We start from the raw sequence: 15,381 nt of genomic DNA on the forward strand, positions 1-15,381 counted from the left end.
TCGCATGATGGATCCATGAACGAGACCGCACAGCGGCCCGCCGAGGCCGTGCACGGTGTCACGACCGGGGCCGTGGCACGCCGGCTGGGAGTCGCCCCCACGACACTGCGCTCCTGGGACCGGCGGTACGGGATCGGGCCGGCCGCCCGCGAGGACGGCCGGCACCGGCGGTGGACCCCCGCGGACATCGCCGTCCTGCAGGAAATGTGCCGCCTGACCGCGTCGGGGGTGCCGCCGGCGGAGGCGGCGCGCGCCGCCCGGACCGGGTCGGGAGCCCCCGCGCCCGACACGCCCACGGCACCGGGCCGTCAGCCGGGATCGGGCAACGGGCTGCCGCTGGGCGACGTGCGCCAGGAGTGCCGGGGGCTGGGCCGGGCCGCCGTGCGCCTCGATTCGCCGACGATGGACGAGATGCTGGGCTCCCTGATCGCCGAATACGGCCTGGTCACCACCTGGGAGGAGGTGATGGTGCCGACCCTGCACGCCGTGGGGCGCAAGTGGGAGACCTCGGGCGACCAGTACGTCGAGGTCGAGCACCTGCTGTCCTGGCACGTCTCGACCGCGCTGCGCCGTGTGAGCATCGGCGCATTGTCCGGCCCCCGGGCGGCCGCTCCCCCGATCCTGCTGGCGTGCGTACCGGGCGAGCAGCACACGCTCCCGCTGGAGGCCCTGGCCGCCGGACTGGCCGAACTCGGCCTGCCCGCCCGGATGTTCGGGGCGGCCGTGCCGCCCGAGGCGCTCACCCAGGCCGTACGCCGGATCGGTCCCGCCGCGGTCGTGCTGTGGGCCCAGGCCCGCTCCACCGCGCACCACGCCCTCGCCCGGCACGTCGCCGACACCGCATGGGGGGTCAAGGGCGCCCGGGCCCGGACCACGGTCCTCCTCGCGGGCCCCGGCTGGGCGGGGCCCGCGCCCGCCCCGGGCATGCTGCGCCCCGGCGGGCTGCGGGAGGCCCTGGCCCTGCTGCGCGGGCTGTGCGAGGCCGCGGCGGCGGGAGCGGTGCCTCAGCGCTCCTGAGCGGCGCGGGCCCGGTCGACGACCCCGCGCACCGCCTCCGCGACGAGCTGCGGCTGCTCGACGGCGATGCCGTGGCCGCTGTCGGTGTCCGTGACGTGCCGGGCGCGCAGCTCGCCGGCCAGGCGCCGCTGGGCGGCCAGCCAGGCCGGCCAGGTCGAACCGCCACCGACTCCGAGGTCCCACGGGTGGTCGGAGGTGAGCACGACGGCGGGCAGGTCGCGCCGCAGGGCCGGCGCCCCCTCGACCTCCCGCACGGCGGCGGGGTAGTCGGGTGCTTCGAGGCCCTTCCCCCGGTCCGCCGTCCGGATCCTGTCCATCCACGCCGACCACTGGGCCGGTGTCAGGGTGTCCTCCAGGAAGGGGGAGGCGCCGTCGACGGTCACCACCCCGGCGGTCCGCGCCGGTTCGGTGCGCGCGAACAGCGAGGCGATCATCGCGCCCCACGAGGCACCGACCAGCACGTACGGCGGGTGCTCACCGGCCGCGGCAAGCAGCGCCCGCAGGTCCCGGACGCCCGCGGCCGCCGTGGTGGGCGAAGGCGTCCGCGTCGAGCGGTTCGGCGTCCCGTCGAGCCGGGTGGTGCCGGGCCGGTCGTAGGCGCAGACACGTGTGGAGCGGGCGAGCGTCGTGAGCACCGCCGAGGCGTCCGGCCTCGGGCCGGCCTCGGGGTGCGCGGCGTCCACGACGTGCGTCCACTCGTCCGACGCCCCTTGCGCCCCGGACACGAGCACGACCGTCGGGGACCCGGATCCGCGGCAGTCCAGCAGCACGCGACGGCCGTCACCGATGTCCACCAGCCGTCCGGAACCGTCCCCGCCGTCCGCCGCCACGGGTACTGCCGCCACGGGTCCCGCCCCTGCGAGCATCGCGCACGACACGGCGAGGGCGACGAGGGCGGCGGGCACCCGACGGGCCCGGACCGGGCCTCTTGCCCACATCTGTCCAGTCTGGCACCCGGCGGTGGGCACCGACAGCCGGTGGTGTCAGGGACCGTCCTTGCCGCGGGCCTGCCGGAAGCGTGCCAGTCCCTCCGGGAGGCCGACCAGCGGGTCCGGGTAGTCGTACCGGGCCCGTTCGAGGCCGGGCAGCTGCCACGGCTCGTGGACCGAGGGGCCCTGCAGCCCGGCGAGTTCGGGAACCCAGCGCCGCACGTACGCGCCGTCGGGGTCGTACCGCTTGCCCTGGATCACCGGGTTGAGCACCCGGTTGGGACGGCTGTCGGTACCGGTCCCGGCCACCCACTGCCAGTTGAGCTGGTTGTTGGCGACGTCCCCGTCGACCAGCAGGTCGAGGAAGTGACGGGCCCCGGCACGCCAGTCGATGTACAGCGTCTTGGTCAGGAAGGACGCGGCGAGCAGCCGGCCGCGGCCCGGCATCCAGCCCTCGTGGGCGAGCTGCCGCATGGCCGCGTCGATCACGGGATAGCCGGTGCGGCCCTCCTTCCACGCGCGCAGGTCGGCCTCGGCCGCCTTGCCGCGCCGCCACCGGTCGGACCGGGTGCGGTAGTCCTCGCCGGCGGCGCCGGGGCGGGCGGCGAGCAGCTGGTACTGGAAGTCGCGCCAGCAGAGCTGCCGTACGAAGGCCTCGGCACCCGCACCGCCCCGGGACCGCGCACGGTGCACCGCCTCGGCCGCCGAGACCGCCCCGAAGTGGATGTACGGGGAGAGGCGGGAGGTGACGTCACCGGGGAGGTCGTCGTGCCCCTCCTCGTACCCGTCGGCGTGCTTGCCCAGCCAGTCGGTGAGCCGCTGCCGGCCCTCCCGCTCGCCCCCGGTGACCAGCCCCTCGGAGGCGGACGGCCCGTCCGCCCGGGACGGCACGGCCTCGGAGCGGATCGCCCCGGGCACCCGGACCTCCTGCGGCGCCGCGAGCGGCTCGCGCAGCCGCTCCGCCGACCAGCGCCGGAAGTACGGGGTGAAGACGGCGAAGTGATCGGATCCGCTCGGTGTCACGGCCCCGGCGGGCAGGGCGGTGACCACGCCGTCGTGGACGTACAGGCGCCGCCCGTCGGCCTCCAGGGCACTGCGCAGGCGCTGCTCTCGCCGCAGGGCGAACGCGCTGCAGCCGGCCGCCATGTGCACCTCGTCGGCTTCGGCCTCCCGTACGACGGCGCACACCTCGGCCACGGGGTCCCCCGAGCGGACGACGAGCCGGCCGCCGCGCTCGCGCAGCCCGGAGTCGAGACCTGCCAGGCAGTCCGCGAGGAAGGCGAGCCGGTTGGGCGCCGCGAAGCCCGCGCGGTCCACCGCCGGGTCCCGGACGAAGAGCGGGACGGTCTCGTTCCCCTGGCCCAGCGCGGCGCGCAGCGGCGGATGGTCGTGGACGCGCAGGTCCGAGGTGTACAGGACGACCGAGACGTTCATGATGCTGCTCCTGGCATCGGGCCACCGGACGGGCTCCGGCGCGCGCGGTGGTGGCTGGGCTGGGCTTGCCCTGTCATTCGGCGCGTGCGGGCGCGGCGGATGCAGCGGGGCGGCCCTCGGCGTCCGCCTCCGCCGTACGCGCGATCTTGCGGGCCATGCCGCCGAAGACCGCGGCGTGGAACGGCGAGACGCTCCACCAGTACAGGTGCCCCGCGAGGCCGCGCGGGTGGAAGAGCGCCCGCTGCCGGTAGCGGGTCCGCCCCTCCTCGTCGCTCTCGGTGTACATCTCCAGCCAGGCGAGGCCGGGCAGCCGCATTTCGGCCCGCAGGCGGAGCAGCCGGCCGCGTTCGATCTCCTCCACCCTCCAGAAGTCCAGGGAGTCCCCGACCCGCAGGCGTGCGGCGTCCCGGCGGCCCCGGCGCAGTCCGACTCCCCCGACGAGCCGGTCCAGCCAGCCCCGGACGGCCCAGGCGAGCGGGAAGGAGTACCAGCCGTTGTCGCCGCCGATCCCCTCCACGACCCGCCACAGGGCCTGCGGCGAGGCGTCGACGGTCCGCTCGCGCTCGTCGGAGTAGAGGCTGCCGCCGGCCCAGTCGGGGTCGGTGGGCAGGGGGTCGCTGGGCGCTCCGGGGACGGAGGCCGAGGACCAGCGGGTGATGACCTGCGCGTCGCGGACCTTCTGGAGGGCGTAGGTGAGGGCCGTGTCGAAGTCGAGGGGGGTGCCGGGCCGATCGGGCACCCAGGTGGCGATGTCGTGCTCGTCGCAGACGACCTCGTACTTGAGCGACTCGGCGAGCGGGCGGGCGATGGCGCGGGGCACGGGGGTGACCAGCCCGACCCAGTGGCTGGAGAGCCTCGGTGTGAGGACCGGTACGGGGAGGATGAGCCGCTGGGGCAGCCCGTCGACGCGGGCGTAGCGGCGCATCATCTCGAGGTACGTGAGGACGTCGGGGCCGCCGATGTCGAAGGCGCGGCTGACCTCCGCGGGCATGCCGGCGCTGCCGACGAGGTAGCGCAGCACGTCGCGGACGGCGATGGGCTGGATACGGGTGCGCACCCAGCTCGGGGTGACCATCACGGGCAGCCGCTCGGTCAGGTAGCGGAGCATCTCGAAGGAGGCCGAGCCGGAGCCGATGATGACGGCGGCGCGGAGCACGGTGGTGGGTACCCCGGAGTCCAGGAGGATCTGCCCGACCTCGGCTCGGGAGCGCAGATGGGGCGAGAGGTCGTGGTCGGGGACTCCGCGCGGGGTGAGTCCGCCCAGGTAGACGATGCGGCGGACGCCGGCGGCGCGGGCCTGTTCGGCGAAGGTCTGCGCGGCCAGGCGGTCGGTGCGCTCGAAGTCGCGCCCGGTGCCGAGGGCGTGCACGAGGTAGTAGGCGACGTCGACGTCCCGCAGGGCGGTGGCGAGCGACGCGGCGTCGGTGACATCACCGCGGACGATCTCCGCCTGCCCGGCCCAGGGGTGGTCGCGCAGTTTCGCCGGGGTGCGGGCCAGGCAGCGCACTGTGTGGCCCGCCTTGAGGAGCTCGGGGACCAGCCGGCCGCCGATGTAGCCGGTGGCTCCGGTGACCAGGCACCGAGAGCCCGGGGCCGGTTCCGGGCCGGGGGCCGGTTCCGGGCCGGGGCCCGGGGCCGGGAGTCCTTGTGCGTCCGTCATGGGCTCGCTCCGATCCGCCGTCGCGGGTGTGTCCCCCGGAGCTCTTCCGGGGGCGCGGTCCGGCTGGATGCACGGACCGCCTCCCACGAGTTGATCGTGCGGGACCGCGCCTACTTCGGCATGAGGACCGTGTCGACGATGTAGACGGTCGCGTTGGCGGTGGGGACGTTGCCGCAGACGACCTTGGCGGAGTTGTTCACCATGTAGTCCGTACCCGAGCCCATGGTGGTGACCATGCCCTTCTGGAGGGTCGTGAAGGAGCCGTTGTCCAGCTGCTTCGGAGCGAGCCGCTCACCCACCACGTGGTAGGTGAGGATCTTGGTCAGGGTCTCCTTGTCGGCCAGGACCTTGTCCAGGTCCGCCTTGGGGATCTTCGCGAACGCGTCGTTGGTCGGCGCGAACACCGTGATGTTCCGGGCGTTGTTCAGGGTGTCCACCAGGCCCGCCTTCTTCACGGCGGTCACCAGCGTGGACAGCGCCGGATTGTTCGAGGCGGCGGTGGCGACCGGGTCCTGCGCCATACCGCTGAAGGAGCCCGCACCGCTCTTCGGCACGGAGGCGCACGCCGGGCCGAACGGAGCGCCCGCGACCGCATCCGCGTCGCCGATCGGCTCGGGGGAGGAAACGGCATCGGGCGCGGCGGACCCTTCCTTGCTCGTACTCTCCTCCGAACAGGCCGACAGTGCCAGCGGAAGCAGTACCGCGGCGGTGACGGCGAGGGCGGCGCGGCGGAAGGTCTGGATGCTCATGGTCTCTCCTGGGTCTGCTGACTCACCCATCGGTGAATCACGAAGCCCATTCGCCGCCGGCCCTCATCCGGATGGCCCCATCACCCGAACGAACGGCGACCCGCACAGGCTGGCGAAAGACTTCCGGTGACCGCCGAAAAACAATGTCCGTCGAGACCGATCCGGCCCGCCCGCGGCTCCGAATGAGCTGTGCAACCGAGTACTCCTGGAGGACCTCCCCGGTGAGAGAGAACGTGCGCATAGGCCGACACCCGTCGGCCGCTCCCGACCTGCCGGAGCTGATGGGCCGGGTGGCCCGCGGTGATCAGCAGGCCTTCACGGTCGTGTTCGAGGCCGTGTCCGGCCCCGTCCTCGGCCTGGTCCGCACCGTGCTGCGGGACCCGGCCCAGTCGGAGGAGGTCGCCCAGGAGGTACTGGTCGAGCTCTGGCGGACCGCCGCCCGCTACCAGCCCGCGCGGGGCTCCGTGATGAACTGGGTGCTGACCCTGGCCCACCGGCGGGCCGTCGACCGGGTGCGTTCCGCGCAGGCGTCGACCAACCGTGAGAAGCGGGCGGCGCTGCTGGACCACACCACGGCCTACGACGAGGTGGTGGAGCAGGTGGAGAGCCGGCTGGAGCGCGAGCAGGTGCGGCGCTGTCTGCACGGACTCAGCGAACTGCAGCGGCAGTCGGTCACTCTGGCGTACTACCGCGGCCTGACCCACCGGGAGGTCGCGGAGTTGCTGGCCCTTCCGTTGGGTACCGTGAAGACACGGCTGCGCGACGGGCTCATCCGGCTCCGTGACTGCCTGGGGGTGGCCGGGTGAACACCTCGGATCTGCACACGTTGACGGGCGCCTACGTGCTCGACGCCCTGGAACCGGGCGAGCGGGCCGCCGTCGAGCGGCACCTCACCGACTGTTCCCCCTGCGCGCAGGAGGTCCGGGAGTTCTCCGAGACCGTCACGCGCCTCGGGCTCGCCGTCGCCGCGCCCCCGAGCGCCGCGCTGCGCGACGAGGTGATGCGCCGGATCGCGACGGTCCGCCAGGAACCGCCCGCGACGGTGAGGTCCGGCCGCGGCGGCCACGTACGGCCCCGCTGGCGGCCGGCTACGAACTGGGCGCTCGCGGCCTGCCTCGCGGGTGCCGTCGCGCTCGGCGGCGTCGCGGTGTCGCAGTACGAACGGGCCGAGGAGGCCCGGCAGCAGGCGCTGCAGGCGCGCAGCGTGAACGACGCGGTGGGGGCGATCCTCTCGGCCGCCGACGCCCGGGTGGCCACCGCTCCCCTGCGGGGCGGCGCCGTCGGCACGGTGGTCGTCTCCGACTCCCGCAACCAGGCGGTCTTCGCGGCCTCCGGCTTGCCGGCGCCGCCCGCCGGCAAGGTGTACCAGCTCTGGTACGCCGACGGCGGGAAGATGCGTTCGGCGGGCCTGATGGACACCGGCAGCCCGGCGGCGGCCACCCTGCTCGCCGGCCCGGTCAACGGGGCGACGGGGATGGGCGTCACCGTCGAGCCGGCCGGCGGCTCGCCGCAGCCGACCTCCCAGCCGGTGGCCCTGCTGGGCTTCCCCGCGGCCTGAGCGAGCCGGGGCCGTCCGGGCCGTCTCCCGGACGGCCCCGGGCCGGCCCCGTACGGCCCCCGGGGCCCCGTACGGCTGCCGTTCAGGCGGAGAGCGACCGGAAGCGGCTGCGGTACTCCGTCGGTGTCGTGTCGAGCTTGCGCCGGAAGGCGCGCACGAGGGTGTCGGTGGTGTTGAACCCGCAGACCGTCGCGACGCGTTCGAGGGTGTCGTCCGTCGACTCCAGCCGGTTGCGCGCCACTTCGACGCGGGCCGACTCGATGTATGCGGCCGGCGTCGTCCCCAGCTCCGTCCTGAAGATCCTGGCGAGCTGCCGTTCGCCGACGTGTGCCTGCTCGGCGAGGTCGGCGACGCTCAGCTCCCCGGCGATGTTCCGCGTGATGTAGTGACGGAGGTCCTCGATGCGCCGTGTGGTCGACAGGGGTTCGAGCGGAACGCTGAACTGGCTCTGCCCGCCGGGCCGCTTCAGGTACATCACCAGCTGCCGGGCGACGCGCAGCGCGACGGTCTCGCCGAAGTCCTCGGCGACGAGGGCGAGCGAGAGGTCGAGGCAGGCGCTGATCCCGGCGCCGGTCCACACCGCCTCGTCCCGGATGAAGATCGGATCCGCGTCGACCTCGACGGACGGGTGTTCGTCCGCGAGTTGCTGCGCGGTCGACCAGTGGGTCGTGGCCCGCCTGCCGTCCAGCAGCCCGGCGTCCGCGAGGATGTGCGCGCCCACGCAGACGGACGCGACGCGCCGGCTCGTGGCGGCGAGGGTCCGGACCCGGTCGACCACCGTGGGGTCGGCGAGGGCGCGGATGCGGCCCCGGTCGTCGACCTCGACCGATCCGGGCACCAGCAGGGTGTCGATGCTCCGGCCCGCCACCTCCCCGAGGGTGAGATCGGGCAGGATCCGGACCCCGGCGGAGGTGGTGACCGGGTCCAGGGTCTCGGCGGCGAGGGCCACGCGGTAGCCCGTCGCGTCGCCCACCTCGCGCCGCAGCAGGGCGAAGACCTCGGGCGGGCCGGTCACGTCGAGCAGGTCGACACCGTCGAAGAGGACGACGACGACGAACCGTTCCACGGTGCTCAAGGGGTCTCCGTTCGGTGCGAGGAAGCCTGTCGGGCCCCACGGTATGTCGGTTTCTGCAGGTTGGATGACATTGCCGACATCAGGGGTGGCTCCTAGCGTGGAGACACAGCCGCCGCACTGCGGCTGGAACCTCTCGAAGCGACACCCCAGGAGGGCATTTCCATGTCCAGGACGACCCTGCGCGATCTGAGCGGCCTCGACCCGAGCCCGGCGTCACCGGCCGCGGCGACGCTGATCCTGATCGACTACCAGAACACCTACACCCGGGGCGTGATGGAGCTGACGGGGTGGGAGGCCGCCGTCGACGCGGGCGCCGCCTTGCTGGCCCGGGCCCGTGAGACCGGGGCGAAGGTGATCCATGTGATCAACGACGGCGGCGAGGGAGGCCCGTACGACATCCGGGCCGAGATCGGCCGGATCCACCCCCGGGTGGCTCCGGCGGAAGGCGAGGCCGTGGTCGTCAAGGCGGTCCCCAACGCCTTCGTGGACACCGACCTGGGCGACCACGTCGACGCCGCCGGCCACAAGGACGTCATACTCGCCGGGTTCATGACCCACATGTGCGTGACCTTCACCGCGGAGGGGGCCTTCCTGCGGGGCAACCGGCCCACGGTGGTCGCGGACGCGTGTGCGACCCGGCCGCTGCGGACGGCGGTGGCCGAGGTGTCCGCCGAACAGCTCCACCACGCCGCGCTCGCGACGATCGCCGATCTCTACGGGGTCGTCGTCCCGTCCGTCTCCTCCCTCGGCTGAGGCGACCGCCGGTCCGTCAGCCCGCCGTCGCCACGAGGCGTCGCAGTGCGTCCCGGGCGGGTGGGCCCCAGGTGGGCTTGCCGCCCGGGCGGCCGCGGACGCCGGCCTCGCCGACGAGGACGCCGCCGAGGGCTCGCTGCGCCGCCCAGCCGCGGGCGCGGGGCAGGGTCGCGGCGTCCACGGCCGGCCGGCGGGCGGCGCGGAAGCGGTCGACGACCCCGTCCGGGAGCAGGTCCAGGGGGCGGCCCGGCCGTCGGGGCGTCAGAGCTCCTCGCCGAGCGGCAGCCGGTGGATACCCGGCAGGTACGCGTCGAGCTCCCCCGGGGTGAACCGGGACATGCCCACGACGTGCCAGAACTCGCCGGCCACATCACCCTCGTACTTGTATCCGCCGGACGGTGTCAGCGCCGCCCAGCCGCCCTCCATGCCCATCAGCGTCGCCCGCAGGGACGCCGGCTCCGGGTCCCCGTCCGCCGGGAGGTTCCAGAGCCGTACGGTGCCGTCCTCGGCGCCGCTCGCCAGGGTCGTGCCGTCCGGGGAGAAGGCGAGCGAGAGCACCCGGCCGGTGTGCCCGACGAGGTCGCCGACGTGCTCGCCCGTCTCGGCGTTCCACAGGCAGACGGACCGGTCATCGCCCCCGGTGGCCACCAGCGGGCGGCTCGGATGGGCGGCCACCGCCCACAGCCGGCCGCCCCGCCCGCGCAGGCGTGGACCGGCCTGCCCGTCCCGCCAGACGATGGCCGTACCGTCCCAGCTCGCGCTGGCGAGCCAGGCCCCGCCCGGGCCGTAGGCGACGCCGTACACCCGGTCGGCATGCCCGCCGAGCTGCTGCAGGAGAGCGCCGTTCCGGGCGTCCCACACCCGTACGAAACTGTCGTCGCAGCCGGTGGCCAGGACATCGGCGTCCGAGCGGAAGGTGATCGAGCGGACCCGGCCCCGGTGCCCGGTCAGCGCGGAGACGGGGGAACCCGTGGGCCGGAACCAGACGCGGACGGAATCGTCGTCGTTGGCGGTGGCGAGCAGGGTGCCGTCGGCGTTGAAGGCCTCCGCCCAGACGTGCTCGGTCTCGGCGTCGAGTTCCCGCAGATAGGTGCCGCCCACCGGGTCCCACAGGTACATGTCGCCGTCGTTGCTGGCCGTGGCGAGCACGGCTCCGGCCGGACTGAACGCCGCCGAGACCAGCCGGTCGCCGCGGCCGGTGAGTTCGTGCGTACGCCGTCCCGTGCCCGCCTCCCAGAGCCGTACGACCCCGTCGTTGCCGGCCGCCGCGAGCTGCGTGCCGTCCGCGCTGAAGGCGACACCGCTGATCCGGCGGCCGTGGCCGCGCAGGATGCGCTTGCCCTGGCCGGTGGCGGCGTCCCAGATCTGGGCCCCGCCGTCGTTGCCGACGGTGAGCAGCTGGCTGTCGCCGGGCCGGAAGGCGCAGGCCCAGGCGGTGCCGCGGTGCTCGGTCGGCTGCTGGGGGTGGAGGGCGATCGTGTGTCCGTGGGGGCGCCCGGTGACCGTCCACAGCCGGACGGCGCCATTGCTGTCGCAGGCCGCGAGGAGTTTCCCGTCGTCGCCGAACAGCACCTGGTAGACGGCTCCGGTGCCCCGTTCGAGTATTCCGGCGGGGGTGCCCACCACCGGGTCCCACAGGCGCACCTGGCCGTCGGTGTCACCGCTTGCGAGGAGGGTCCCGTCGGGGTGGAAGTCGAGGACGTACACCCGGCCGGTGTGTCCGGTGAACTCGTGCAGCAGCCGCGCGTCGGCGGTGCGCCGGATCCGCACCGTGCCGCCCTGTCCGGCCCCGCCCCGGTCGGCGGTGGCGAAGAGGGTCCCGTCGGGGCTGAACCGGGCGCGGTAGACGGCTCCTTGATGGCCCTCGATCTCCCGGACGCAGTGCCCGGTGTTCAGGTCCCAGAGCCGTACCGTCGCGTTCGCGTCCCCGGTGAGCAGCAGGCCGTCCGGGCCGTAGACCGCCGTGTAGACGGGAGCGGTGTGGCCCGGCATCCGGTGCACGGGCTCGCCGGTGGCCACGTCCCAGACCGTGACCAGGCCCTCGCGGTCTCCGGTGGCGAGCAGGGTGCCGTCGGCGTCGAAGGAGACCGGCCACACTCCGTCGGGGTGGACCCGCAGGTGGTGGCGGCACGCTCCGGTGACCGGGTCCCAGAGCCGCACCGCGCCGTCGGAGCCGCCGGTGGCGATGACGTCCGCCCGGAACTTCACCGCGTACACGCGTCCTTCGTGTCCCTGGAGGGTGCGCACCGCCCGGCCGTCGTCGGCGCCGCAGACCAGGATGGAGCCGTCCTCGCTGCCGACCGCGAGGAGTTCGCCGTCGGCGCTGTACGCGATGGGTTCGGGCAGGCGGCTGGTGCGCATGCCGAAGCCGTACGGGACGCCGACGGCGGAGGGCCGGAACCCGGCGTCGACCGGCATCCCGGGGGCGATCGCGGCGGTCCCGAGCTCGGGGGCGGACCGGGTCCCGTCGTCCATCGTCACGTCGATGAGCGCGGCCCGGTGCCAGCGGCTTCCGGTCAGCAGGGCGCCCCGCAGGTCGGCACGGGTGAGCCGGGCCCGGCTGAGGTTCGCGCCGGTGAGGTCGGCGCGGCTGAGGTCGGTCCCGTCGAGGCGGGCGCCGGTGAGCCGGGTGCGCCGCAGCAGGGCGCCGGAGAGGTTCGCGCCGATCAGGCGGGCGTCGGTCAGATCGGCGTCGGTGAGGTCGACGCCGGAGAAGTCGCGGTGCGAGAGGTCCTCACCGGCCAGCCGGGCGCCCCGCAGATCGGCGTTGGCGGGGACGCGGAGCCGGTCGGAGATCCGCACGGCGTTGGCCCGGGCGGCCTCGCTGACGGCGCGGCCCGGTGCGTCGAGGACGTCGCGCACCCACCGGGCGCACTGTTCGTGGTCGGCGAGGTCGCAGAAGAACTCGACGGCGAGCTGGCTGAGCGGGCGCGCGAGGAGCAGGGTGTGCGCGCCGAGGGCGAGCTGGCGGGCGGCCTCCCTCGCCACGAGCCATTCGATGACGGATCCGTGGATGAACTGGAACACCCCGTCGTCGCTGCGGACCAGCAGACTGCCCGCGCCGACCGCCTGGGCGCGCTCGGAGGGGGTGAGCGGGGACTCGGTGAGTTCGCTGAGGGTGCCGGCCACGGTCTCGGTGAGCTCGTCGAGCCGCAGGGCGCTGCGTCCGCTCTCCCACAGCCGCCAGGCCAGCGCGGTGACCGCCGCCCACAGCTCGTCGGCGGTGAGGCCGGGCGGCGCGCCGGGGCCGCCCTGGCCGCGCCGTTCCTCGTGGCCGAGCCAGGAGGTGAACACGTCCTCGTACAGCCGGGCGGGGCTGAGCGCCCGGCCCGCTCCGGCGACCGCGCGCAGCTGGTCCTGGCTGAGGTCGGCGACGAAGGAGAGCAGCCGGGGGTTGCGGCAGAGCATCAGCAGGTCGGGGATGTTCCGCAGGAGCTGGTAGCGCCGGTCGGCGGCGCCCTCGTCGCCGTAGCTGCGGACCAGGTAGGAGCGGATCTGCGCCGGGGTGAAGCCCTCGACGGCCAGGATCCGGCGCTGCGGGAGCAGGCCGACGCGCTCGCCGAGCGCGGTGAGGACCTGGGCGTGCGACTTGAAGTGCTGGGTGCGGCTGCTGACGACGATCTTGGCGTGGTCGACGGCCGCGTCGAGGAGGACCTGGAGGTGGTCGGCGGCCCGGTCGTAGCTGACCCGGTTGACCAGTTCGTCGAAGCCGTCGAAGAGCAGGACGACGCGGCCCTGCGCGAGCATGTAACGCAGGGCCCGCAGGTCGATGGTGTCGACGTCGTGGCCGGCCAGGTGCGCGGCGACGAGGCCTTCGAGGCTGTGCGCCCGGTCCAGGGAGTTCAGCGGGATCAGCAGCGGGGTCAGGTGCGGGAGCTGTTCGGGGATCCGGCGGGCGAGCTCGCGCAGGGCGAAGGTCTTGCCGTGTCCGAAGTCGCCGAGGAGCAGGACGAACCGGCCGTGATCGGATTCCAGGAGCTCCAGCAGCTCCTCGACGAGTCCGTCACGTTCCTGGCCGGTACCGTCCCTGCCGTCGGGGCGGTCGGCGTCACGGTAGCGCTGGGGGAGGTAGAGGCCGGGGGCGTACTGTTCGCTGTCGCTGAGCCGGGCGCTCTGCACGGCGACGTAGCCCCGGAGGTCGAGCAGGCCCTGGAACTCGATGAAGCTGCGCACGCTGACCCGGACGCCGTGGCCGGCGGCCCGGCGGCGCAGCCCGCCGGCGGGGGCGTCGCCCGCGTACACCAGGACGGCCTCGGAGCCGGTGTCGGTCGCGTGCACCTGGGCGATGAAGCGGTCGACCTCCTCCTCGGTGGGGCGCCCGGGGTGGACGGCGATGCGCTGCTGCCGCACGATGCCGTCCTCCTGCTCCTGCCAGGTGGCCATGATCTGCGCCATGTCGCCCGGTTCGCGGCGCGGTACGTCGCGCAGCCGTACGCCCTCCCTGCGCACCCGGCAGATCTCCTTGACCCGTTCGGCGAGCGAGGCGGCCGGATCGTCCAGCGGAGCCCGCCCGGTGGTCCGCGGGGCGTCGATGACGGCGGGCAGTTCCGGTACGGGGAAGACCCGCCGGGTCTGCCGCCACGCGGCGGGGATGGTCTCGGACGCGGAGGTGATCCGGTCGTCCCAGCGGGTCACGCCCTCGGCGCCGACCTGGAGCAGCTGGAACCTGGCGGGGGCCGCGGAGCCGAACAGCGGCAGTTCCCCGGCGGGGCCGGCGAGCCGGCTGCGGCTGGGGTCCCCGGTGGCGGTGCGCGGGCCACCGGTCGGCCCGTGCAGCAGGAGGTGCAGCCTCGGGGCCGCCAGCCGGGCGAGGGTGTCGGCGTCCCGCAGCCCGCCGGGGCCGCCGACCGCGTCGCCGGGGCGGCGGCCGTCGGTGAGCGGGTGGCGGAGGGCGCCGATGCGCAGCCAGCCCTCCTCCTCGTACCGGCGCATGGCTTCGGCGAACCAGGCGGCCTGGTCGCGGCCGATGAAGCCGTACTGCTCCTCGGGGCGGTGGCTGTAGGCCATGGAGGAGTTGAATCCGGCGACGACCGTGCTCAGTTCGGGCACAGGGAAGAGGGTCCAGGGCTGGTCGCTGTCGAAGACGGTGTCCAGGCCCTGGTACAGGCCGCGGAACAGCCGGGTGTAATGGCGCCACTTGGGCCAGTACGGGGGCTGCGGTGCGACTTCGTCGGCCTCGCAGGTGTGGAAGTACGCCTGGGAGGCGGCCTGGTTCACGTCCTGGGCGCCGGGCACCACCATCACCCGCTGGGGGGACAGGTCGAGCTGGGACCGCAGGGCGGTGAGGAAGCTGAGGGCCTGGTCGCATTCGCGCGGGCTGCCGGAGGCGGTGAGGTCCCCGGTCACCACCAGCAGATCGGGGGCGGGCGCGCCGGCGTCCCTGAGCATGATGAGGTCGCCGCGGATCTGGCGGCTGAGCGAGTCGGGCTCGCGGCCGCGGCCGAAGTCGGGCCCGGCCAGGTGCAGGACGGTCACGGCGTCCTGGGCGGCGCCGGCGCCTGTCGCGGCGGCCTGCGGATAGAGCGGCGCCCTGGCCGGCCGTCTGCGGCCCGACCAGGGCGGGCCGGCGAGCGCGCTCGGCTGGGGCCGGCCCGGATTCGGCTGCTCCCGGTGGCGGACGGCGGCGCCCGATCCGCTCCCGGGGAAGCCGGGACGGCGTCCCGGGCGGGCGTGGCCGTCGACGGCCTGCCCGACCCGGTTCAGCAACAGGGAGCGGGCCGCGTCGATGTCGGCCACGCCGACGAGGTCGACGTAGGTGATCGTGGCGAGGAGGCCCTCGATCGGCATCTCGTCCACCCGGACGGTCAGCAGCCTCCGTTCGGGCGACTCGGGCGAGGCCCGGAGCGCGGCCTGCCATTCCATGCGACCGTAGGTGGATCGCTCGTAGTGGCGTGACAGGACGGCGATGACCGCCAGGGACTCGCTGACCCCCCGGTCCATGAAGTCTATGAAGTTGGTTCCCGGTACGAAGTCCCAGGCCTGCACCACCGTGCGGTAGCCGGCCTCCTCGAGGGTCCAGGCGATCCAGACGGCCCACTGTTCGTCTGCCGGGGAGTAGCTGATGAAGAAGTCGAACTCTCTTGCGGGAGCGCCGAATTGCCCGTCCGTCATCATGATTCCATCGTAGGGCGGTGCCCTCGCCTGCGGGCCCGTCCCGGCAAGGACGAGGTGGCCTCCCCCGGGACGCCCCCCGGGACGCCCGGGCG

10 protein-coding genes and 1 pseudogene are annotated in these 15,381 nt (G+C 74.4%); 4 read left to right on the plus strand and 7 right to left on the minus strand.

Going from position 1 to position 15,381, the window contains the following annotated elements:
• The first annotated feature begins 15 nt into the window (after positions 1–15).
• Positions 16–1,017, plus strand: coding sequence for a MerR family transcriptional regulator (locus OG753_RS08860; protein WP_327261254.1), 1,002 nt, complete (start codon positions 16–18; stop codon positions 1,015–1,017).
• On the opposite strand, the gene OG753_RS08865 is transcribed toward OG753_RS08860, so the two are convergent.
• The 4 genes from OG753_RS08865 to OG753_RS08880 all read right to left on the minus strand — a co-directional run bounded on the left by OG753_RS08865 (position 1,005) and on the right by OG753_RS08880 (position 5,789).
• A complete protein-coding gene (locus OG753_RS08865; protein ID WP_327261255.1) occupies positions 1,005–1,955 on the minus strand; it encodes an alpha/beta hydrolase in 951 nt (316 codons plus the stop codon). The two genes, OG753_RS08860 and OG753_RS08865, sit on opposite strands and share 13 nt — an antisense overlap.
• Before the next feature lie 45 nt (positions 1,956–2,000).
• Positions 2,001–3,380 carry a deoxyribodipyrimidine photo-lyase gene (locus OG753_RS08870; protein WP_327261256.1) on the minus strand — a complete coding sequence of 460 codons (1,380 nt, stop codon included), beginning with the start codon at positions 3,378–3,380 and terminating at the stop codon, positions 2,001–2,003.
• A gap of 73 nt (positions 3,381–3,453) precedes the next feature.
• Positions 3,454–5,040: an SDR family oxidoreductase gene (locus OG753_RS08875; RefSeq protein ID WP_327261257.1), complete on the minus strand. Its 1,587-nt coding sequence runs from the start codon at positions 5,038–5,040 to the stop codon at positions 3,454–3,456.
• 110 nt (positions 5,041–5,150) lie between these two features.
• Positions 5,151–5,789 carry a fasciclin domain-containing protein gene (locus OG753_RS08880; RefSeq protein ID WP_327261258.1) on the minus strand — a complete coding sequence of 213 codons (639 nt, stop codon included), beginning with the start codon at positions 5,787–5,789 and terminating at the stop codon, positions 5,151–5,153.
• A 221-nt stretch (positions 5,790–6,010) separates the two neighbouring features.
• On the opposite strand from OG753_RS08880, the gene OG753_RS08885 reads away from it, so the two are divergent.
• Together OG753_RS08885 and OG753_RS08890 are read left to right on the plus strand one after the other, a co-directional pair.
• Positions 6,011–6,595: a sigma-70 family RNA polymerase sigma factor gene (locus OG753_RS08885; protein WP_327261259.1), complete on the plus strand. Its 585-nt coding sequence runs from the start codon at positions 6,011–6,013 to the stop codon at positions 6,593–6,595.
• A complete protein-coding gene (locus OG753_RS08890; RefSeq protein WP_327261260.1) occupies positions 6,592–7,347 on the plus strand; it encodes an anti-sigma factor in 756 nt (251 codons plus the stop codon). The genes OG753_RS08885 and OG753_RS08890 overlap by 4 nt, the downstream gene beginning before the upstream one ends.
• A gap of 82 nt (positions 7,348–7,429) precedes the next feature.
• On the opposite strand, the gene OG753_RS08895 is transcribed toward OG753_RS08890, so the two are convergent.
• The gene (locus OG753_RS08895; protein ID WP_405787983.1) at positions 7,430–8,422 is read right to left on the minus strand and encodes a GlxA family transcriptional regulator; all 993 of its coding nucleotides are present in this window, start codon (positions 8,420–8,422) and stop codon (positions 7,430–7,432) included.
• 162 nt (positions 8,423–8,584) lie between these two features.
• Here OG753_RS08895 and OG753_RS08900 point away from each other — a divergent pair, with 162 nt between their 5' ends.
• Positions 8,585–9,175: a cysteine hydrolase family protein gene (locus OG753_RS08900; protein WP_405787984.1), complete on the plus strand. Its 591-nt coding sequence runs from the start codon at positions 8,585–8,587 to the stop codon at positions 9,173–9,175.
• 16 nt (positions 9,176–9,191) lie between these two features.
• Here the strand turns inward: OG753_RS08900 and OG753_RS08905 are convergent.
• A pseudogene (locus OG753_RS08905) lies at positions 9,192–9,407 on the minus strand (aminoglycoside phosphotransferase); the annotation flags it as partial.
• A gap of 29 nt (positions 9,408–9,436) precedes the next feature.
• Positions 9,437–15,289: a TIR domain-containing protein gene (locus tag OG753_RS08910; RefSeq protein ID WP_405787986.1), complete on the minus strand. Its 5,853-nt coding sequence runs from the start codon at positions 15,287–15,289 to the stop codon at positions 9,437–9,439.
• Positions 15,290–15,381: the final 92 nt, after the last annotated feature.

Origin of the sequence: Streptomyces sp. NBC_00029 (genome assembly GCF_045160505.1) — a bacterium.
GTDB lineage: Bacteria > Actinomycetota > Actinomycetes > Streptomycetales > Streptomycetaceae > Streptomyces.

Coding starts and splice junctions, on each gene's coding strand:
- OG753_RS08860 (WP_327261254.1), top strand. CDS start 16: ATGAACGAGACCGCACAGCGGCCCGCCGAGGCCGTGCACGGTGTCACG.
- OG753_RS08865 (WP_327261255.1), bottom strand. CDS start 1,955: ATGTGGGCAAGAGGCCCGGTCCGGGCCCGTCGGGTGCCCGCCGCCCTC.
- OG753_RS08870 (WP_327261256.1), bottom strand. CDS start 3,380: ATGAACGTCTCGGTCGTCCTGTACACCTCGGACCTGCGCGTCCACGAC.
- OG753_RS08875 (WP_327261257.1), bottom strand. CDS start 5,040: ATGACGGACGCACAAGGACTCCCGGCCCCGGGCCCCGGCCCGGAACCG.
- OG753_RS08880 (WP_327261258.1), bottom strand. CDS start 5,789: ATGAGCATCCAGACCTTCCGCCGCGCCGCCCTCGCCGTCACCGCCGCG.
- OG753_RS08900 (WP_405787984.1), top strand. CDS start 8,585: ATGTCCAGGACGACCCTGCGCGATCTGAGCGGCCTCGACCCGAGCCCG.
- OG753_RS08910 (WP_405787986.1), bottom strand. CDS start 15,289: ATGATGACGGACGGGCAATTCGGCGCTCCCGCAAGAGAGTTCGACTTC.